Annotated in this window: 22 protein-coding genes, 1 tRNA gene and 1 rRNA gene; 4 read left to right on the top strand and 20 right to left on the bottom strand. The window is 44.1% G+C overall.

The genetic code is table 11. The annotated features are described in order from the left end of the window. Window positions 1–7: 7 nt before the first annotated feature. Genes NB463_RS03520 through NB463_RS03500 form a run of 5 tightly spaced genes read right to left on the bottom strand, consistent with a single transcriptional unit; the run spans window position 8 to window position 2958 of the window. Window positions 8–562 carry a DUF6162 family protein gene (locus tag NB463_RS03520; protein ID WP_047007956.1) on the bottom strand — a complete coding sequence of 185 codons (555 nt, stop codon included), beginning with the start codon at window positions 560–562 and terminating at the stop codon, window positions 8–10. Beyond that, entirely contained in the window at window positions 559–879 is a 321-nt protein-coding gene (locus NB463_RS03515) for a hypothetical protein (RefSeq protein WP_046873904.1), read from the bottom strand. Before NB463_RS03515 ends, NB463_RS03520 begins: the two co-directional genes overlap by 4 nt. Window positions 880–921: 42 nt before the next feature. Beyond that, window positions 922–1752, bottom strand: a complete 831-nt coding sequence (locus NB463_RS03510) for a DUF4198 domain-containing protein (protein ID WP_258431765.1) — start codon at window positions 1750–1752, stop codon at window positions 922–924. Between the two features lie 15 nt (window positions 1753–1767). Beyond that, window positions 1768–2307, bottom strand: a complete 540-nt coding sequence (locus tag NB463_RS03505; protein WP_237309329.1) for a DUF2271 domain-containing protein — start codon at window positions 2305–2307, stop codon at window positions 1768–1770. A gap of 21 nt (window positions 2308–2328) precedes the next feature. Beyond that, on the bottom strand, window positions 2329–2958 hold the full coding sequence (locus NB463_RS03500; protein WP_053807988.1) for a PepSY-associated TM helix domain-containing protein: 630 nt from the start codon (window positions 2956–2958) through the stop codon (window positions 2329–2331). A gap of 378 nt (window positions 2959–3336) precedes the next feature. Between NB463_RS03500 and NB463_RS03495 the strand changes: the two genes are divergently transcribed. Next, entirely contained in the window at window positions 3337–3825 is a 489-nt protein-coding gene (locus NB463_RS03495) for a hypothetical protein (protein ID WP_042523421.1), read from the top strand. Between the two features lie 66 nt (window positions 3826–3891). Here NB463_RS03495 and NB463_RS03490 read toward each other — a convergent pair whose 3' ends face one another. The 10 genes from NB463_RS03490 to NB463_RS03445 all read right to left on the bottom strand — a co-directional run bounded on the left by NB463_RS03490 (window position 3892) and on the right by NB463_RS03445 (window position 14289). Then, window positions 3892–5064 (bottom strand): tetratricopeptide repeat protein, encoded by a 1173-nt coding sequence (locus NB463_RS03490; RefSeq protein ID WP_046873906.1) that lies wholly within the window; start codon window positions 5062–5064, stop codon window positions 3892–3894. Next, entirely contained in the window at window positions 5061–5681 is a 621-nt protein-coding gene (locus NB463_RS03485; RefSeq protein ID WP_006741220.1) for an energy transducer TonB, read from the bottom strand. Before NB463_RS03485 ends, NB463_RS03490 begins: the two co-directional genes overlap by 4 nt. Beyond that, window positions 5681–6085 carry an ExbD/TolR family protein gene (locus tag NB463_RS03480; RefSeq protein ID WP_005374257.1) on the bottom strand — a complete coding sequence of 135 codons (405 nt, stop codon included), beginning with the start codon at window positions 6083–6085 and terminating at the stop codon, window positions 5681–5683. Before NB463_RS03480 ends, NB463_RS03485 begins: the two co-directional genes overlap by 1 nt. Further along, window positions 6082–6636: a MotA/TolQ/ExbB proton channel family protein gene (locus tag NB463_RS03475; RefSeq protein ID WP_006741219.1), complete on the bottom strand. Its 555-nt coding sequence runs from the start codon at window positions 6634–6636 to the stop codon at window positions 6082–6084. Before NB463_RS03475 ends, NB463_RS03480 begins: the two co-directional genes overlap by 4 nt. Then, entirely contained in the window at window positions 6636–8003 is a 1368-nt protein-coding gene (locus tag NB463_RS03470) for a MotA/TolQ/ExbB proton channel family protein (RefSeq protein ID WP_054866882.1), read from the bottom strand. Before NB463_RS03470 ends, NB463_RS03475 begins: the two co-directional genes overlap by 1 nt. Continuing rightward, complete coding sequence (locus NB463_RS03465; protein WP_258431770.1) at window positions 8004–8771, bottom strand: DUF3450 domain-containing protein; 768 nt, start codon at window positions 8769–8771, stop codon at window positions 8004–8006. A 74-nt stretch (window positions 8772–8845) separates the two neighbouring features. Further along, window positions 8846–10942 carry a TonB-dependent siderophore receptor gene (locus tag NB463_RS03460; protein ID WP_258431772.1) on the bottom strand — a complete coding sequence of 699 codons (2097 nt, stop codon included), beginning with the start codon at window positions 10940–10942 and terminating at the stop codon, window positions 8846–8848. 207 nt (window positions 10943–11149) lie between these two features. After that, the gene (locus NB463_RS03455) at window positions 11150–12523 is read right to left on the bottom strand and encodes a sensor histidine kinase (protein WP_258431773.1); all 1374 of its coding nucleotides are present in this window, start codon (window positions 12521–12523) and stop codon (window positions 11150–11152) included. Further along, on the bottom strand, window positions 12523–13188 hold the full coding sequence (locus NB463_RS03450; RefSeq protein WP_046873911.1) for a response regulator transcription factor: 666 nt from the start codon (window positions 13186–13188) through the stop codon (window positions 12523–12525). Before NB463_RS03450 ends, NB463_RS03455 begins: the two co-directional genes overlap by 1 nt. Before the next feature lie 147 nt (window positions 13189–13335). Beyond that, window positions 13336–14289 carry a lactate/malate family dehydrogenase gene (locus NB463_RS03445; protein ID WP_139060110.1) on the bottom strand — a complete coding sequence of 318 codons (954 nt, stop codon included), beginning with the start codon at window positions 14287–14289 and terminating at the stop codon, window positions 13336–13338. A 239-nt stretch (window positions 14290–14528) separates the two neighbouring features. Between NB463_RS03445 and NB463_RS03440 the strand changes: the two genes are divergently transcribed. Continuing rightward, entirely contained in the window at window positions 14529–15239 is a 711-nt protein-coding gene (locus NB463_RS03440) for a glycerophosphodiester phosphodiesterase family protein (RefSeq protein ID WP_258431774.1), read from the top strand. A 35-nt stretch (window positions 15240–15274) separates the two neighbouring features. Here the strand turns inward: NB463_RS03440 and NB463_RS03435 are convergent, their stop codons facing one another. After that, a complete protein-coding gene (locus NB463_RS03435) occupies window positions 15275–15757 on the bottom strand; it encodes a L,D-transpeptidase family protein (RefSeq protein ID WP_258431776.1) in 483 nt (160 codons plus the stop codon). Window positions 15758–16046: 289 nt separating this feature from the next. On the opposite strand from NB463_RS03435, the gene NB463_RS03430 reads away from it, so the two are divergent. Both NB463_RS03430 and NB463_RS03425 read left to right on the top strand, forming a co-directional pair. Continuing rightward, complete coding sequence (locus NB463_RS03430) at window positions 16047–17042, top strand: 2-hydroxyacid dehydrogenase (protein WP_309303493.1); 996 nt, start codon at window positions 16047–16049, stop codon at window positions 17040–17042. A gap of 85 nt (window positions 17043–17127) precedes the next feature. Then, a complete protein-coding gene (locus NB463_RS03425) occupies window positions 17128–17484 on the top strand; it encodes a YibL family ribosome-associated protein (protein ID WP_005374274.1) in 357 nt (118 codons plus the stop codon). 156 nt (window positions 17485–17640) lie between these two features. Here NB463_RS03425 and NB463_RS03420 read toward each other — a convergent pair whose 3' ends face one another. The 4 genes from NB463_RS03420 to rrf all read right to left on the bottom strand — a co-directional run bounded on the left by NB463_RS03420 (window position 17641) and on the right by rrf (window position 20122). Next, complete coding sequence (locus NB463_RS03420; RefSeq protein WP_104970313.1) at window positions 17641–18672, bottom strand: cytosolic protein; 1032 nt, start codon at window positions 18670–18672, stop codon at window positions 17641–17643. 103 nt (window positions 18673–18775) lie between these two features. Further along, window positions 18776–19537 carry a cytosolic protein gene (locus NB463_RS03415; protein WP_258431777.1) on the bottom strand — a complete coding sequence of 254 codons (762 nt, stop codon included), beginning with the start codon at window positions 19535–19537 and terminating at the stop codon, window positions 18776–18778. A gap of 276 nt (window positions 19538–19813) precedes the next feature. Continuing rightward, window positions 19814–19904: transfer RNA gene (locus tag NB463_RS03410), tRNA-Ser, on the bottom strand. Between the two features lie 101 nt (window positions 19905–20005). Next, window positions 20006–20122: ribosomal RNA gene (rrf, locus tag NB463_RS03405) — 5S ribosomal RNA — on the bottom strand. Window positions 20123–20156: the final 34 nt, after the last annotated feature.

The following is a 20156-nucleotide window of genomic DNA, read 5'->3' as shown; positions in this document are numbered from 1 at the left end:
TGTTGTCTTAATGGGCGTGAGAATGGGAAGAAGAGGAATCTGACAGAACGATTTGTTGCCAGCCATGCTGGCGGCGTTTTGCTAGATCGCTTAGTACCTCCGCATTTAACGATCGGCTAGAATCACTAAACCAAATATCAGCTTGAGAGCCACGGCTATCCAGAAGCATAGAGGCAGAACCTTGGGCATTTTTCTTCATGCCAATGTAGACTCCGTCATCGATTCGTTTCCACTGATGAGACCCTTTGCGCTTCCAATTTTGGTCTTTTACGAATGGAGCAATCCAAAGCGCCTCCATGTCAGAGACCTCAGGCCAAGTTCCAGTTTCTAGCTGCAAATCACGAATCTCTTCATGAGCAAGCTTAAGTTCAGCGATCAAACCCAACTCGTTTTGATGTAAGTCCGTGATTAAAACTTGATGAGCCTGTATGTCTGACTTTTCAGTCGCAACCTGATGATGGGGCATAAGTATGGCTGCAAAACCGAGAATCGCTGCGATAGTCAGTGCGACCCACTTTCCTTCTCGGTTACCATCATCGGGACGAACTTTCTGTACACTCATTTCTCTTTCAGCTCAACGATATCCACTTCCACCGGGCTTTCATGTCCGGCATCAAATACCAAATAGAAATCTGTTTCAGGGTGAGTAAATTCTGCGATGGAACGCTTATCTGTTTTTTCTTTGGCGATCAGATTGTCGTCGTAATCGTACATTTCGACATCGTAGTCGACCGCTGTCGATCCATCCGAGTAGCCCGCTTCACAAATCACTTTATCTTGCGCCAAGTGACAACTCATCAGAGGGAAGTGTGCAGCAGCGTGAAAAGAAGCAAATCCAGAAAAAAGCAAAGCAGCTTTTAGAAGAGAAGTGTTATTCATGATGATTCCAAAATGGCCCAGCGATTGCTGAGCCTAATTCGATTAGTTAAGTTGAGTTTCAAACGTAAGGTGAACATTGGCACTCGCTTTATCCGCCAATGGATTATCTTTTAATTCACCTTTGTAGTTCGCTTTCATTAAGTAGCGCCCTGCGACCTCTGGCGTGAAGATCACTTTGCCATCTTTATCACTCACCACATCGATTTGTTCTTGATGGTTTCGGTACATGGTGCCTTCACGTGTGATCTCCGCTGTGACGCCCTCTTGTGGCTCACCATTGAAGAAAAACTGGAAAGTGACTGGTTCACCTTCAATGATGTCCGATGGATGCGTGACTGGCTTCATCTCCAGCATTTTGCCTTCAATCTCCAACGCTTTGTCCGTTGGCATACCAACCGTAATGTAGCTTTCTGCTCGGGTGTAGCTTAGTTGCGTAACCACATCACGTGCTTGCTCGGGAAGCACATCACCACGCTCAGCTTTGTTTGCTCGCGCCCACTTCACCGTATCACGACGACCCGCTTTGTATTGGGTGTAGTAGCTCGGCTGATTATTGATCGCGACTTTGTGCGTGCCTTCTTCCGTAAAAAAGAAATCAAACATAGAACGACGTTTGCCACGAACAACAAAGTTAGGACGCTCAGAACGGCCATCCGGCATCACCACGAACGCTTGGTCACTACCCGCAGGCTTATCAAAAACAAACGTCCCGTGAGAAGCAGTAACATCAAATGTCAGCCAGTCACCACCTTCTTTTGAAACCGTAAAGTGAGAAGGCAGAACCCAACGTGGATGCGCTTGTGCGGTGGTTGTTGCAGCCAATCCCATTGCCATTACACTCGCCAATGCCACTGCTTTCATTTTGGTTTTCATTGTTGTGTCCTTTAATCACTTAACTTGATAATTGACGGTGATGACACCCGTCTCTTGAGTTGGTTTAAGCTCATAGCGCACTTCACTGTCCGCTAGCGTTATTTTTTGACGTAAGTAGTTACGCCCACCGTGTTCACGAACGACTTCGACGTACAATGTGTAATTTCCCTGCTCCAAACGCTCCCCTGCGTCATTGGTTCCGTCCCAAACAAAACGGTACTGTCCAGCAGGGCGCGTTGCTGACGTCACCGCATCAACAAGTTCACGATCATAACGACCCGCTTTTCTCCACCAGCTGCGTAGATCTTTTAACCATTCGTCTTTCCCTACCCATAACTGAATGGTTTTAACCGGTTTACGCTGATCGTTTTCAACCCACACCGCCACATAAGGGCGTGCGTACATTGAAGTGTCTATCTTTGGAAGTTCGAATTCGAAATCGATCTTCGCGTTATCTGGTAGAGGAGCCGCAGAAAGAGAGAAAGGAGCAAAAGCCGCGATCAAAGCGGCTTTACAAAAGTGATTGCGGCGGAAAAATCTTCCTGTGTTCAACATAAGTGTTCTCTAAAAAAGCTGTTATGGAACAGCAACAAAATAAATCACGAGCGACAGTAACGTACCAAAGCTCATCCATTGCATTGACGTTCTAAGCGTCTTCTTCTTAGGCAGTATTAAGCACACACCTGTTAGAACAAAAAACACCATCAAAAGCGCAGTGACGTCGATAAACCACTTCCAAATCCCACCACTGTTGCGACCTTTATGTAGATCGTTCAACAACGCCACAATACCGTAGTGCGTCGTTTCAACATCTGCCGCACCAGTAGTCATATCAATAAAGACCGTAGCGTTATAACCCGGGCCTTTAAAATCCATAGACAGCTCTCCGAGTAACAACTCACCTTGCTCAACTTCGGTATACACATCTAATGCGGAGGGAGTACCGCGAAGCTCGGTTTCCTTAGTCAAAAAAGCCACCAGTTCTTCACGATTAGGTTGAAAAGTATCTGAATGTGAGAGTAGAACTGAGTGCGGAACCGTCAGAGTATGTTGTTGAATGATAGGTTCACTGCGTTCAAACAATTCGGGGCGATTGAGGGTAATACCAGTTACTGCAAAAAACAGCGTAACTAAGAGAAGAGCCATCGAAATATAGATATGTAGGCGGCGAGCCCAAGTTTGAACACCTTTGCTTTTAAGCAGCATAGAAACAATCATCACCAATAAATGTGGGGCATAATTTAGGTGATAATCATTCGTATTGGCATTTAATTTACATTGTTTACTTTTTCAATTCAGCTTGGCTGGCGCATGTTGTAACTATTTGCGCCAATATGAGTGACCAATTGCCTCCCTCTAGATAATAACCCTATTGATTTTAATGACTCAAAATTTAATGATATTTCCAATACTAAAAAGTGGGATAGACTCCACCAAAATGCGCCTTTATGTATATTTAATGAAAAGCTTAAAAGCTATCGATAAGCTAGATTAAAAAGGTAAGCTAAGAAGTTAGTGTAGGGTTAGATAGAGAAGATTTTCTGATGCTAGCCAAACGTTATGGTGCAGTTCAGAAGGAAAAATATGAACAAGAATGTTGGAATAATTCTCTTATCACTTTTCTCAAGTGTCACTTTCGCAAGTGAAAAGTTTGAAGCCAGTTTGTTTAACAACGTAAGCCAATCTATCGATAATTATGGTGCTAAGATAAAGCTGTGCGAATCTATGGCAGACCAGAATACACCTGACAAACAAACCCTAGAGTATTCAAAGAAGCATATAGAAGCATTAACTCCTGTTCTGCCGTTTTTAAGCGAGAAAGCTTTTGAGGCTTGTGTATTAAAAGAGAAGCAAGAGCTAGCATATTATCTATTAATAGCAAAAAATAACGCTTCAAGAACCTCAACATTAAAGCTTGTAGAATCGACTGAAAGCCTAACTTTTCATATCGAACCTACATCGAGAGAAAAGTTTGAAACACTGAGCAAGGTACATCAAGAATATATAGAGAAAAGCCCTTTTTTCTCCCGACCATTTGATGCATTAGCCTTTTATGAAAAGCTCATACAATAAATAGCCTTTATGACTTTAGACAAAAAATACCCGAGACTGAGCTCGGGTATTTAATAAAAATGTTCGCTATGAGTTCTGCGTCGATTCTACTTTGCGTAGCTGTGATAGATACTTAACCCAACTTTTTGCCTGATTCGACGGTTTTATCTCATCCGCTCTTTTGGCATTAGCAAGTGCATCGTCAAACCGCTTAAGCTTGTAGTAAGCGCGAGTTTTGATAAGTGCGACATCCGCTTTACGACCGCTGACCTTATCGAGCGCGGCAAGGGCATCTTTATAGTGGCCTTCTTGCACCAATAATTGAGAGTAGTTCCAGTAATACTGTCGGTCTAACTGAGCAGCAACACGCCAACTATCGATAGACTCTTCCCACTCTTTTGCCATTTGCCAATACGTCGCTTGCTGAGCTTTCAGTTTACTATTCGAGTTTACATCCTCTAGCTCGTTCATCACCAACGCAGCTCTCTCAGGAATACCTCGTTTCGCGTACAATTGTGCCAGCAGCTTTAAGTCATCTTGGCTAAGTTGTAATCCTTTCAGTTTTGCCAACGCCAAAGAGTCCAGAGCACGTTTGTTGTCATCAACACGCAGGTAAAGAGCAACAAGCTGACGCCACCATTCAATTCGCTCAGGTTCAATCGCGATCAAGCGTTTGATGGTCGAGATTGCCGGCTTCCACTTTTTCAGTTCTAGCTCAGCAGAAAGCTTTATCGACAATGCGCCAAGCTTGTCTGGCTGACCAAACTTCTCATAACGAGCCATTGCTGAAAGCACTTTCTGCCACTGACTCAGTTGATAATGAGATTGGGAAATACGCAGCCATAGCTCATGCGCTTTTTGACCTTTAGGAATGTTTTTGCTCAAGGCATAGTAATGAGGTAACGCCTTAGAAAAGCGTTGCTCGTTCAGCAGTATATCTGCCAACATCTTTCGGGTTTGCCATGCTTGCTCATCTTGTAGCAAACCACTATTGACTGCCAACTCAAGTTGCTTAATTGCTGCTTGAGTTTGTTCATTCTGCCAGTAAAAAATACCCAACATTCGAGCGACATAAGCTTGGTCATATCCACGAGAAAGCTCCATAGCTTCAAGAGATGAAATCGCTTCTTTTAGTTTCTCCTCTTGAGCCAAGTTGTGTGCTCGTTGAACTCTCGCGGCAGTGTATTGGCTTAACTCACTGGCAATGGTTGAAAGTGCACTCAGGCTTAATACCGTACCGATTAAGAATTTTTTCATCATTTGGCTAACTTGAACTCCACTTTAGCGGTTTGTCCATACTGCTCAATTGACACACCATCCTCAACTTTTGGCTGATACTTCCATTTTTTAAGCGCACGGATTGCTTCCCTTTCGAACATACGCTGTGGCTCAGCCTCGATCACTTCAATATCTTTTGGTCGTCCTGTTGCATCGATCGTGAAACGCATAATGACATAGCCTTCAACTCTACGTTTCAGCGCCTTACTTGGATAGCGAGGATCAACACGATACAACGGCAGTGCTTGTTGGTTGCCCATTGTTCCCTTCAAGTTTGGCGCACTGATCGCGATACCTTCAAGGGCAGTGTTCAAACCTAAAGCACTGACTGGCGTCATCTGGCTCATTGGCTCCATTTGAGTGTCAGCTTGAGACAGATCCATTGGCTCCGGCGCTTGGGGTGGTTCTGGTTGCTCCGGCACTGAACGTTGACGGCGCTGCACGTCTGCTTCATTCTCTACCATCACCATATCAAAACGAACCGCTTCCGAAGCTTCTGGCGCACGCTGGTTGCCTTTATCAACCATCCACGCCATAAAGCTAAACAGGCTCACAGAAATTAACAGTGATGCTGGTAGTGCAAGTAACAGCCTGCCCATTAAGGTTTCTCCGCCGCCAATGCGATGTTTTTCACGCCCGCCGCTTTTGCAGCGTCCATCACTTTCACGACAGTGCCATTATAAGCATGCTCGTCAGCTTGGATAACTAACGAAGCATCAGGCTGATCAAGTAACAGGTGCTCAATAGAGGCCTCAACACGCTCAATATCAACCACTCGTTTGTCGATGTACACATCATTCGCTGCCGTTACTGCGATAAAAATGCCCGCGTCTTTTTGGCTTACTACATTAGAAGCCTGAGGGCGGTTCACTTCTACACCGGATTCACGTACAAACGAACTGGTCACAATGAAGAAGATCAACATGATGAAGACGATATCAAGCATCGACGTTAAATCGACTTGAGCTTCATCTTGTTGGTTAGGTCTGCGTCCGAGTCTCACTTTTGACTCCTTAAAGATTGTTCTAACTGGATAGCTTTTCGTTCACACACTTTGCTAAGGCGAGCATGAATAAACATGCCCGCCAGCGCTGCTACCATACCCGCCATGGTTGGCAGCGTAGCAAGTGAGATACCAGAAGCCATCAATTTTGGATTGCTGCTGCCTTGCGATGCCATTACGTCAAATACCGTAATCATGCCCGTCACCGTCCCTAACAACCCTAACATTGGGCAAACCGCCACAAGTAGCTTAATGGTCGATAGGTTTTGGCGCAGTTCGATTTGCGCTTTTGCAATCCATCCTTCACGGATTTGATGTGCGTACCAAGAGTGGTGCTCTGATCTTGCTTGCCACTGCTCACAAAGCTGTTTCTTTACCCCAGGGAAAACCGTTGTGAGATAAATAACTCGCTCCATAACCAACAGCCAGCACACCGCCACGACGGCAGCCAGCCACCATAGGATTTGGCCACCTTGCTGCATAAAGCTCATCAAGGTTGTGGCCCAATCCTCACTGATCAAACCCAATGTGTTGAGTAGGATCTGCTCCATTACGCTGCGTTCTCCGCTAAGGTGTTAGAGTGACTTTTGTTGCTCGGCATATCACGCTCAGCTTGTTCTGCAACTAAACCGATACCTTGCTTTTCTAAGATACTGCGAATATTTTCTGCTTGAGAGCTCAATACGTTGTGCGCCAATAACAATGGCATGGCTGAAACAAGGCCAAGTACAGTAGTTACAAGCGCCATCGAAATACCACCCGCCATTACTTTCGGATCACCATTACCAAATTGAGTGATGACTTGGAAGGTTTCGATCATACCCGTTACCGTGCCCAGTAGACCAAGCATAGGGGCCAGCGCAGCAAGAAGCTTCAGCATCGACAACCCTTTTTCTAGGTGGGTTTGCTCATCAACAACGGCTTCCAAAAGACGTAGCTCTAACGCTTCTACGCTGCGATGCTTATCTTTCTGATACACCGCAAGCACACGACCCAAAGGGTTGTCTCCTGGCTGTGCTGGAGTTTTCAGTTGCTTCATGATTTTCTGGCGCGAAATCATCAGAGATGCACCACGAACGAGAGCAATCAATAGGCCGATAGCTAATAAACCAAGAATGATTTTACCGACAACGCCGCCTGCATTTAGGCGATCAGCCAAAGTCGGTGAGTTTGCGAGCTGCTCAAGAAGAATGCCGCGTGACGGGTCAATGACAAGCGCATCAATGTCACCAGAGGAAATAGTATTCGCTGTTGGACCGCTTTCAGGCTGACGAAGATAGTTTACCGCATCTCCGCGTTGACCATTCCACTTAACGTAGCCAGTGTCATCCAGCAGCGCCATAGAACCAAGACGAACACCATTAACCGTTTGTTCACGACCTTCGCCATTTAGCAGTGTGAAAGAGACGTTTGCCATCTCACCACTTGCTTTGATTTGTTCTTCCATGCTGCGCCACATCGCCTGAAGTTGGGTCAACGTTGGAAGTGATTTAGCTGCAACAATAGCATCGATATCTTTCTGATATGAGTTTGCATCAACACCCGTTACTGAGCTCTTGAGCTCTGACTCTAGCTCTTTTGCGTTCTGGCGAACGACGCCAAATAGCTCACCTAAGCTCCCGGTTTCTAGACGTAGCTTTTCTTCTAGCTGCGCCAGTTCCGCTTCGTTTTCACCGAAAGTAACACTTAATGAGTCCGCTTCTGCTTGAAGAGCAGCTCGCTCTGCGGCCAATTTATTCTTTATAGCCTGTAGCTCTTGCTCTGTTTTCTTAAAACCTGATTCACGCGCGACATTGTGCGATTGCTGTTGACGATTTTCTTGCTGCGCCTTTTGTAACAACGCATCACTAGCAACAGTTGTATGAGGCATTAATGCGGCTGTCGAGATTAATGCAACCGATAACCATTTTTTCATCATTTATTTGCCCTCCGCAGCGGTTAACGACACTGGCAGAGTTAACATACTCGGCGCGATCTGTTTATTCGCCATAGCGAACGCTTTATCTAGCTCTGATTCTTGCTCAGAACCCACTTGTTGCCATGCTTGTTGTTGCTGTGACCAGCTCCAGAATGTCTCACCAGATAAGCTACGTGCTACCAAAGACAAACGCCCTAAATAGAGAATGTCCGCCTCCACAGCTTCATTGTCACCCAGGTTAATCTTGCCTTGGTAAACACCAAGTTTGGTGCCGTAATCCATTTCGATTTGGTACGCTTCTAAAATACGTCGAAACTTCTCTGCATCCGCAACGTCTGCACGCGTCATCATGGAATCCAGCTTTGCAATTCGCTCCTCACGTTGCGCTTTGCGTATAGGTTTGTCGTTAGCGACGAGCACTTTTAAGCCCTCAAGCATGTGATACATCAAAGGCACGACACCTTGACGAGTTTGAGCAATCTGCTCAATTTGCTCGTTCAAGCTATCAACTTCTTGATTTTGGCTCTCAACAAGGCTTGCAAGATGATCGCGATAAATCTTCAAGTTACCGACTTCCTCTTGCAGCTGCTCAATTTCAGCTTCTAGAGTAAGTGATTTTTCTGCGCTTGCATCAATACGTTTTTGGCTTACCGCCGACGACTGGTTTGTTTTACTCTGCACAGCTTGTGCATCGTTTAAGTTCGCCGCGTGAGCGGGAATCAAAACCGATGATATCAACAGAGCGATACTTGATTTCATTAGATTCATACGAGTTATATTTCTGTGTTCCAAAAACGACCAAAGGGGAAGACTACCCTTCCCCTTTAATAATCAAATTGTTATCAGTACTTGAACTGGATTGTTGCCATGTAGTTGCGGTCTTCTCCAACCACAACCCCACTCGCACCTTTTTGCTCGCTATTCGTGCTACCACCACCTGCGAAGTAGTCGGTATCGAATAAGTTCTCTACATTGAATCGAGCAATGATATCCAAGTTTTCATCGTACTTATGTTTGTATGACACGCCCATATCAACGCGAGCGTAGCCATCTTTCTTGAAGGTGTTCTTTGCATCACCGTAGCGATCACCTTCATAAATCAAACCAAGGTTTAGGTTCGTATTGTCTTGAACCTTGTAGCTAGACCATAGACTTGCCGAGAACTCTGGCACATCTACAGGGCGGTTGCCTTCATATCTTTCTGCCTTCTTAAGCTCTGCATCCAAGTACATTGCAGAAGCGGTTAGCGACAACTCAGGGGTCACAAAACCTTGGGCCATTAGCTCAGCACCTTTGTGTACTTGCTCACCACCTTGAGTTTTCTTATGTAGAACCTTATTACTAGCATCTTTACCACTTTCAACATCCAGCGACATGTTCTCTAATGTGATATCAAACACAGCACCTGATACAAATAAGCGCTGATCAAACAGTTCCCACTTCGTACCGATTTCATAAGAAATTCCGCGCTCTGCATCTAGCTTCTCGCCATCGTTCACGTAAGTTTTGCCACGACCACTACTGACTTCACCTTGCGGCATAAAGCTTTCAGAGTACTGAACGTAAACCGAGCCATTCGTCGCTGGGTGGAAAATTACACCAAATTTTGGAGAAACCTGGTTTTCAGTCAGGTCATCGTCACGCTTTTCGTCATAACGAACACCTGCAAGCACTTGCCAGTAATCATTAATCGTCATCATGTTTTGCGCGTAGATACCCCAAGTGTCGTGCTCGCTTGTGGACTGTTTAACTTTCCCAGAGTAGCCAGGACGAGGCACAGACTGACCGGCTTCTATACTTATAGGGTTGTAATACTTTTGGAAACGGTCATAGGTATACTCTAGATAGTTCGCACCTACCAAAAACGTGTTATCTGTACCAAACAGAGAAAAGTCCGTCGTCACATCTATATATGCAGTATCAAACACCCAATTATCTTTGCGTTCGTTACCAGAATGGTCGATCTTAGTATCTTGGTCATAAGTATCGAAACCTGGGTAAGACTCTACATCAAAACGCTTAAAGTCTTGACGGTTGTAACCCGCTTTTACGTCTACATTGTCAGTCACTTGAGCATTAATATCGATACCGTAGTTTTCTACTTCGTTGTCAATCTTTGACCACTGGGCATCCCAGATGTGCTTGTCACCGCGAACCGCTTTACCATCCACAATGTAAGCACCAGAATCCACGCTACCATCGTCTTTCGTGCGATCGTAATGCGCTGACACCATAAAGTTGTCGGTGATGTCGTACTCAACCACTAGGCCCGCAACCGTACGATCCGTTTCTGGCTCGGTACCATCGCCGTAGCTGCGCCAAGAGCCGTAGCTTTCTTTGGCAAAAATTGCGCGCGCGCGCAGTGTCTCTGCATCATTTAGCGCGCCACTCACATCAAGCACCGTGCGTGAGTGATCATTCGAACCTAGATCTTGACTCAAACTAGCTTGTGTTTGAGTTGTTGGTTTTTTCGAAACCATGTTTACCAAGCCACCCGGCTCAGATTTACCGTATAGCAAGCCTGATGGACCTTTAAGCACTTCAACACGCTCTAAAAGCTCAATTGGCTGACGGTAGTGTGACCAGTGTTGACGGCCATCACGAAGAAAACCGTCTGAACTGCTAAGTTCAAAACCACGTAGAGAGAAACGTTCGCGGTTACGGCTTGTACCACCCGCGCTAACACTTGCATCGTTACGTAGCACTTCACCAAGTGTACTTGCACGCTGCTCATCAATTACCGTTTCATCGATAACCGCTACTTGTCCTGGCGTTTCCAGTTGCGTCATTTCCATGCGCATTGCTGTACTGTTTGTATCCGCCTTGTAGCCGAACTCTCGACCTTCTACAACTACATGTTCGTCTGTTTGAACGTCCGCCACTGCAGGTGTTGCTAACACCGTACCGATCACTAGCGCCAAATGGCTCTTAGTAAACATATCCTTTCACTCCGATTATTATTTTTCGGGTCACATGCTTGTTGAATGCGATTCCCTCTTAATTATTTCGCGGGTGAATATAAGTGATAAGTATTACCATTTGCATTAAATTTACATTCTTTGCATTTGCAAACTTTTGTAAAGTACTCTCTGATGACGAGCCACAATAACGTGATCAACATCACGGTTAATAAGACTTAACCATACTTACTGCTTGAACACCAAAGTAACACTCAGACCTCCTTGTTCACGATTTTTCGCCGTAACGGATCCACCCATAATGCGCATGGATTCTTTGACAATCGCGAGACCTAAGCCGTAGCCGCCAAGCTTCTTATCTCTTGATGCATCTAAGCGAGTAAATGGGTCAAAAATATCGACCAACTTGTTCTCTGGAATACCAGGCCCATCGTCGGATACAGACATGGAAATCAATTGCTGCCCATCTTTGACATGATTAGCCAGAGAAACTTCTATCTGAGATGCTTGCCCTGAATATTTGATGGCATTTCCAACAAGGTTATTCAAACAACGAATGACGAGCGTTTCTTCGCAAAAAGCTTTGGCGCATGTTGCTTCTGAACGGAATGACAATGTTTGTTCTGGTTTTAAATCGATTTTGCACCGCTCTACTTGCGGTGCGAGCAACACCTCTAAATCACGGCGTTTCGCACCTTTGTCGAAACGCGCATTTTCCAAGCGACTGAACTCCAAGATATCGCTTATCAAATGGTTTAGCTCTTTAGCTTCGTCTTCTAGCCTGGTCACCAAGCTTTGCTCGTTCTCCCCAACTCGCTTTCGCAAAAGGTGTAGAACTAAATTCTGTCTTGCTAACGGCGTTCGGAGCTCGTGGGAGACATCTCTTATAAGCAATCGCTGCTTTTCGGCAAGAGAATGAATTTGCTGTGTCATGTGGTCGAAGTCTTGTGCCAGCTCGTTAAACTCGCGCGTATTCGATTTTAACTCTTTCACCACACTGACATTAAAGTCACCGTTAGATAGCTTTTTGCTTGCTTCTCTTAAGCGATCAAGCGGCTGTTGTAAGTTGCGTGCCATTAGCAATGAGAACAACGCCAAAATAACTACCGCAATCACCACTTTGAGAATAGAGAAATATAAAATGAAGTCATGTGCGGGATGCAGTCGATGTGGCAGTTGAATCACCAAGCTATTATCTTTAACCAAAGGGATATTGATAATCGGGCGATTTACCTTTCCCTCAAGTTGATCATCAATACTTCTTTTAAATTGAAGTTTGAACTCGAAGTGTGGATGCATTAAACGGTGAGTGACGGGTTGCTGGTGCTCATTCAGCACAAACAGATAAAAGTTTTGCGCGTTCGCCCAGTCAGCAAGTTCATCCATGTCTCCGTGCTCAATCAGCACATTGGCTTGATGTGCAAGATCGAGCATTTCTTCTCGCACACTGTCCGGCACTTTTAGCATGGCTTTCACGAGAGCTTGCTCCGCCATTGCTTGTACGACCAAAATACTTATCACAATTGCAGTCATATAACTAAACAACTTAAACGCTAAGCTATCTTTACGTTTCGCGATAAAAGGTGGGCACGTGAGCTTCATTAATTGTTTACAGCCTCTAGGTAACTGTAACCTTTGCCACGGAAGGTTTTGATATGTTGCTTAGAGAGCCCTGCTTCTACTAGCTTGCGACGTATATTACTGATGTGCATATCAAGATTGCGGTCAAAAGGGCTTAGCTCTTTCTTTAATACTTCGGTTTGGAGTTCCGCTTTTGAAATCACCACACCTTGGTTTTTGACTAGATAGCTCAGTAACTCGGCTTCCGTGCTTGTGAGTGGTAAGCTATTGAGCTGATCACTGATCGTTTGAACGGTACTGCACATCGCCTGACGTTGGCGCTCTAAACCAACACGACGAAGAATCGCTTTGATGCGCATCAGAAGCTCAGCAACATTAAAAGGCTTTCCTATGTACTGATCGGCTCCCGCTTGGTAGCCATCAAGCATCGAGTTTTCATCATTAAGCGCAGTAAGCATTAGAATAGGTGTCGCGAAGCGTTGACAGATTCTACGGGCAACTTGCATGCCGTTAAGGTTTGGTAACATGACATCAAGCAGTACAAGATCTACCGGCGTTTTTTCCATATATTGCAAAGCACTTTCACCGCAATGTACAGAAGAGACAATATAGCCCTCCTCTTGCAAAACTGCTTCTAATAGCTCACACAAAGGAACGTCATCATCCACTATCAAAACTCGAGACATTACCACTCACCATTCAAATAAAAATGGTTCGCATTCTATTACTCATTTACAAATTAAACAACTACACATCCTAGGGCTTTAGTACAAATAGCTCTATAGCAGTAGACCGGAGTGCTAAGCTAACTAGCACCTGATAATGAGGGTAGATCAGGGCTTTAGCTTCGTCTCCTTAGCGACATTTTCGACGATGTGTTTTAAGTGGGCGCTGATCGTTTTTAATGTGACAAGCTCCTCTTCAGTGAAGGGATGCATCAGAACTGAATTTGCTCCGTTTTTTCCAATAACCGTAGGTAGGCTGAGAACAACATCATGCAAACCATATTGCCCCGACATCATCGTACCGACGGGCAACACCGATCGTTCGTTAATCGTCACGGCTTGAATGATTCGAAAGACACTGGCGGCAATGCCATGAACGGTGTTCTGCTTACGCCGAAAGATTTCGTATCCCGCCTGTTTCACCGCCTCAAGAAGTGCGTGCGGATCAATTCTCTCAATGTTATGGGTATCGCAGTAATAGTCGGCCGGTTGCCCAGCGATAGAAATTAAGCTCTTAGGAGTAAAGCAATGGCTACCATGCTCTCCTAATACATAACCAAACACGTTCTTCGGGTCTAGGTCTACACGGCCAGCAACAATACTCATTAAACGAGCGGTATCAACTACACAGCCACTGCTAATAACTTTACTCGGCTCAAAACCGGTGTTGGTGGCAATAAAGTGCGCCACGATATCGCATGGGTTTGACACAACAATCAACACCGCATTTGGCGCTACACGTTCTATTTGACGCGCAATATCAACTCCAATTTGAGCATTAACCTCAGCAATATCCAAACGAGTTTGTCCTTGTTTAATCTGCGTACCAGCGGTGATAACAACAAGAGAGGCTTCGAGTAAATCTAAGTAATCATCCGACGGCATAATGCGTGTGTTTTTTGAAAAAGTCAGTGCCATCGTGTGACGAAAATCAAACACTTCACCCTCGGCACGTTCTAAATTTTTATCAAGTAGAACAAGCTCACTAAAACCACCCAGAGTGAGTAAGTAATTACATACTCCCACACCAACAGCTCCTGCACCAATAACACCGATCTTCATATTTCTCTCTCCCGATAACCATGATGCACTCGCAACTACCTTGCTCTTTAAAAATGAGCGGCAGGAGAATAAAAGTCCAACTTTGGTTCATGATTCGACAGGAGTTCTTCCAACAACCTACCTTGACGAATGGGCGATTTGGCTTTTATTAAGACGATCTGACAACATGCACCTTGAGGTATATCTTCAAAGCAAAAAACGAGTACAATCTGCTCAACACAAAGCAGAAGATGAAGAACATGGAAACATTAGTAATTGGTCATCGTGGTGTTGCTGGCTCATACCCAGAAAATACAAAAGTGAGCGTTCAGGCCGCCATTGACCTCGGATTAAATTGGGTTGAAGTTGATGTACAACCGACCAAAGATAATGTTTTAGTGGTTTGCCATGATCACACCATAAATCGATGCAGTAATGGACAAGGGCGTATAGATGAACTGACTCTGGAAGAGTTAAAGGCGTTGGATTTTGGTAGCTGGTTCAGCGCAGATTTTTCAGGTGAGAAAATCATGACATTAGATGAGCTGCTCACTTTAGCTACTGAGCATAAGCTTAACTTGAATATTGAAGTTAAGGTAGATCGCCACCCAGCAGAAGAAGTGGCACAAATTCTCGCAAACGTACTAGCAAAAAGTCCCATGCCGCAAGAGAAGGTACTACTCTCCAGTTTTAGTCATGATGTCATTAGAGCGCTGCATAAATACTGCAATGAGTATCGATTAGGTGTATTGAGTGAATTCTTAACGAGAAAAGATAAACGCCTTTTGGAAAAAGTTAACGCCTATAGCTGCAACCTAAACATTAACTGGGTTCGCTCGCGCCAAATAAACAAACTCCAGCAGGCGGGTTACAAAGTGATGTGTTATACAGTGAACAATCCAAACAAACTGAAGTACCTACCTCAGTTAGACGGTATATTCAGTGATCATCCACAACGCTTTATGCCATAGCACATACCACCTTGAGCTTCAGAGGCACCATTTCGTTACCACTCAATCTGAATTGGTGTCCCCATCTCTACAAGCTGGATAAATTCATCCATCTCTTCATTGGTAATCGCAATACACCCATTGGTCCAATCAAAGCTTTGGATATAAATCGGCAACTGACTCTCACCGTTTTTTAAACCATGAATTTTGATGTTCCCTCCTGGGGACACACCTCGGCGCTTCGCTTCCAACGTATCAATCGCATCAGGGTAGCTAATATGCACAGAACGATAAAAAGCAGAGTCTTCTATAACGTAATCTAAGGTGTATTCGCCCTCAGGTGTACGATTGTCTCCCTCTTCTTGTTTATGCCCTTTAGGGTCCGCTCCTAAAGCAATGCGGTATTCTTTTAGTATTGTGCCTTGTTCCATTAAATACATTCGACGCTTTGACTTGTCGACTTTAACAAAATCTACAGCTGCATGGACGCCAGAAGCCAACACACAACACAAGAACATAGAGCACCATTTCACTGACATTGCCGGAACGCCTAACCTAACTAAAGTGAACAAGAAAAGAGCGATTATGCTAGTCAGTTAGCGCCCGTAAAGCAAACAGTATCTAGGGTAGACCCTGTATTACCCCAGGAGCTAATGGAATGAACGCACAAGTGCAGAATCGTAAGATAATACTCATTGAAAGGCGTGATCGTTATCGTTGTTTGATATGGCAAAAGTTAAAGAGAAGATTTCTCTATTCATTCCGCCTAAGTTGCATTACTTTATAAGTATATTTATTTATAAAATCCGCACTTTTTGAGAGGGAACCATGATTAATATTGCTTTTTTTAGTGCAAAATCCTACGACGAGGCCTCTTTTAATAAAATTAAAAATAACCGAGATTTTGAATTCCACTATCACGACTTCCGGCTAACCGAAAAAACCGCCAAAATGGCACATGGTTGCGATGTCGTGTGTGCTTTCGTCAATGATGACCTTTCAGCTCCCGTTCTTAAACAGCTTTCTCTGGGCGGAACTAAGCTTATTGCCATGCGCTGCGCGGGTTTTGATAAAGTGGATCAACAAGCTGCTAAAGAACTTGGCTTACAAGTAGTTCGAGTTCCAGCTTACTCACCAGAGGCGGTGGCAGAGCACACAGTCGGTTTGATGATGTGCCTAAATCGTCGCCTTCACAAAGCCTACCAACGCACACGTGACGCCAACTTCTCGCTAGAGGGCCTAGTTGGCTTTAACTTTTACGGGAAAACCGTTGGTGTCATTGGTACAGGTAAGATTGGTATCGCGACGATGCGTATCTTCAAAGGGCTTGGCATGGCGCTGCTTTGCTATGACCCTTACGAAAATCCATTAGCACTAGAAATGGGAGCGCGTTACTGTTCGCTTGAAGAAATCTACGCTAATGCGGATATTATCTCTCTCCATTGTCCAATGAGTGAAGAAAACTATCACCTATTGAACGAAAAAGCCTTCGCGCAAATGAAAGATGGTGTGATGATCATTAACACCAGTCGAGGCGAGTTGCTGGATTCACTAGCAGCGATAGAAGCATTGAAACAAGGTAAGATTGGCGCGCTTGGTCTAGACGTGTATGACAATGAAAAAGACTTGTTCTTCCAAGATAAATCTAACGATGTCATCGTAGACGATGTTTTCCGTCGCTTATCGGCTTGTCATAACGTGCTGTTTACTGGCCACCAAGCATTCTTGACTCACGAAGCACTTAATAATATTGCCTCTGTGACGCTTGATAACGTCGAAGCCTTCTTCTTTGGTAACGTATCGGGCAATGAACTGATTAACTAAAGCCAGACAATCGAGAAGTATAGTAGAGCGTGTGATCTCAGCTATGCTATACTTCTCGACTATTTAAAATTTGAGCCAAATTACCATGAGCATAAAAACTGATATTCAAAAGCTGCACAACCGTTTAGATACATGCCAACGTAAACTTGATGCGGCACGTTCTCGTGGTGATCACGAAATGATTACAAAGTTCACGGATGAAGTAGAACAGCTAACCAAAAAGCTTAATCAGTTAAAGCATAAGCAAAACTATGAGCTGAACAAAGAACGTAAAAGCTTACTTGATATGCCATTCTCTCGTGAAATCACCAAAGCAGAACAAGCGGACATCGGCAAACTGAAAAAACGCGTACGCGGCTTAGTAATCGTCCACCCACTAACAAAAGTTGGTAAAGAGCTTCGCCTCGATGTCATGACAGGCTTTGCGCCAAAAGAGTTTTAAACTCATATTAATACTCGTTGAGCCTAAGCATTTGCTTGGGCTTTTTATTTTGTACTGCTTCATTAAATTTCATCGAAATATCAACCCATAAGCTCTTAAAAAGGCCAGCGACAAAAGCCACTGACCAAATTCAAAATGCCAGTCTGCATTACTCGCCTACGACAGTTGCTGCAACTTGTGCTCCACAACGGGGTCATTCGGAACTAACTGCTGAGCCACTTCCAAAAGTTGTAATGCATCTTGCGGATTATCATGCTCATGCTTCATCGCAATATCAACAAGTGGCTGAATATCGATTTGCGCTTGATGCTCCTTCACATGTTCTTTCTTTTCTTCAATTAACACATTATGAGCGGTACTCAGTAAGTTCAAACGATGCTGTGAACTCGCATTCGCCTTGTTAAGGCACTGATAGTAATCTTCTTTTAATCGCAGCGTTTTGGTCTGATGACGAAACTGCGCTATATCTATCTTCTGATAACGTATAAAGTCTACAGCCACTTGCTTATAAAAACCGAATTTATTCAAATACGTCGCGTGGGTACCATGTCCCATACCGAAGACTCTCAAGTGAGTGAGCTCTGGGTAGCGTTTGGCGTGAAGGCGGTCGATTTCATTGGTTGGATCATAAATGATGTAACCTTTTGCATCTCCAAGGTCGAGGTCGTGGTACTTTCCTTCCCAATCAAATTGTTGGGCAAGTTCAGTACTTGGCCTGTCATCCCATGGCACTAGCACTTTGTTTTTTGTACTGACCGGGTGAAACATCAATACTTGATCCAACTTTAATAGATTGGAAAAAGCGCCAATAGCAAAACCACCGCGGCTAAGGCCATAACCTAAACGGCATTCAAAAGGCTCAAGTAATGTCGATAACTGCTCTAGAAAGAAAATCAAATTACGGCTGCGAAACCAGTTACTTTTCCCAAGGTGCTGAAAAGAAATAATATTTACTTTTTGTTTCTGGGCTAAGCGATAGCCCCAAGGCGCAAAGTCTGAGTGTAAGTCCTGTACTTGTAGATTCGTACCAGCAGGGGAAAAGGTGAACAACAGCGGTTTATTGCGGTCGACAAACTCATACTTAACAAACACATCATCAAGTAAGTCCTCCCCGGACATCGGTAGCCTGGTTTGCTGTTCTTCACGAGAAAGAGCCAGCCATTCATCCAACCAGTACAGTAACTTCATTAATCCTCCATCTAAATTGCGCCTAGCAATTGTGTTAAAAATCTAGTTTTTAGTGTGTGATCATCTCCCCCTAATTACAGGGGACTCTGATATCAGTCCTCTTTTAAAACAAAGCGTGAATTTGCTTATTAAATTGGTCAATATCTATGGTTTGATGACGAACAAACTCCTTCGCCACCAGATTAAAAAATTCTAATTTATCTAATTGTGTGGATTGAGTGCCGTGCCCCATACCGACGACTTTTAAATGAGTAAGCTCTGGATAACGTTCAGCATGAAGACGATCAATACGATTGGTGGGGTCATAAATAATGTAACCTTTGGCATTGCCCAAATCTCGATCATGGTAGCCGCTTTCCCAATCGAACTGTTGAGCAAGCTCGGTGCTGGGCCGATCATCCCATGGCACTAACGCTTTATTTTTTGTGCTAACAGGATAAAATAACAAAAGATGCTCCAACTTCAGTAAATCAGCGAATGCACCAATAGCAAAACCACCTCGGCTCTGCCCATAACCCAAACGACATTGGAAGGGCTTAAGCAACTCAGACAACTGCTCCAGAAAGAAAATCAAATTCCGGCTACGGAACCAATTACTTTTACCTAAATGTTGAAAGGCAATAATATTTATTTGTTGTTGTATTCCGAGGTCGTAACCCCAAGGAGAAAAATCCGGAGTTAAGTCTTGTACCTGAGCATCAGTACCGGAAGGAGAAAATGTGAACAACAATGGCTTGTTAAGATCGACGAATTCATACTTCACAAAAACATCATCAAGTAAATCGTAGCCAGAAATTGGTAAAGCAGCCTTTTGCTCTTTTTGAGTAAGCGCTTGCCATTCATCTAACCAGTAAAGTAGCTTCATTTTTTCTCCAAGTACATCAGCAGTATTTAGACTGAAACTCTATCAAAATGCTTTTAAGCATCCCACGTTGAGACTTAACAAAGCTCTACTTAAAGCCCAAATGACCTATGGAAATGTCTTCGATTGAAGATATTACTGCGTAAACTACACCCAAAGTGAGTACGCTAAAGAACTTAGAGAAAGGGCCGGAGAAAAGCCAATTAGAAGTTTTCGATAACAGCTGTTAAAAAACAGCAGATACAAAAAACCGCTGTAAGAACAGCGGTTTTTTAAAGGTGGCGGAGAGATAGGGATTTGAACCCTAGATACGCTATTAACGTATGCCGGTTTTCAAGACCGGTGCTTTCAACCACTCAGCCATCTCTCCACAAATTGTCACTAAAACTTAGTCTTATACTATCGATGCTAATTTTTAGTTTTGCCTTCAATTATCTTAATTAAAAAGAAAACTTGAAAGCGATATTTAAAGCCTGGCGATGTCCTACTCTCACATGGGGAAGCCCCACACTACCATCGGCGCTATTTCGTTTCACTTCTGAGTTCGGCATGGAAGTCAGGTGGGTCCAAAACGCTATGGTCGCCAAGCAAATTCTTTAATCTGGAAAGCTGTTTCTTAATT

Origin of the sequence: Vibrio sp. RM-41-2B (assembly GCF_024744415.1) — a bacterium.
Taxonomy (GTDB): Bacteria; Pseudomonadota; Gammaproteobacteria; order Enterobacterales; family Vibrionaceae; genus Vibrio; species Vibrio diabolicus.
Note: the sequence above shows the minus strand (reverse complement) of the source record. Positions and strands in the feature narration are given on the sequence as shown.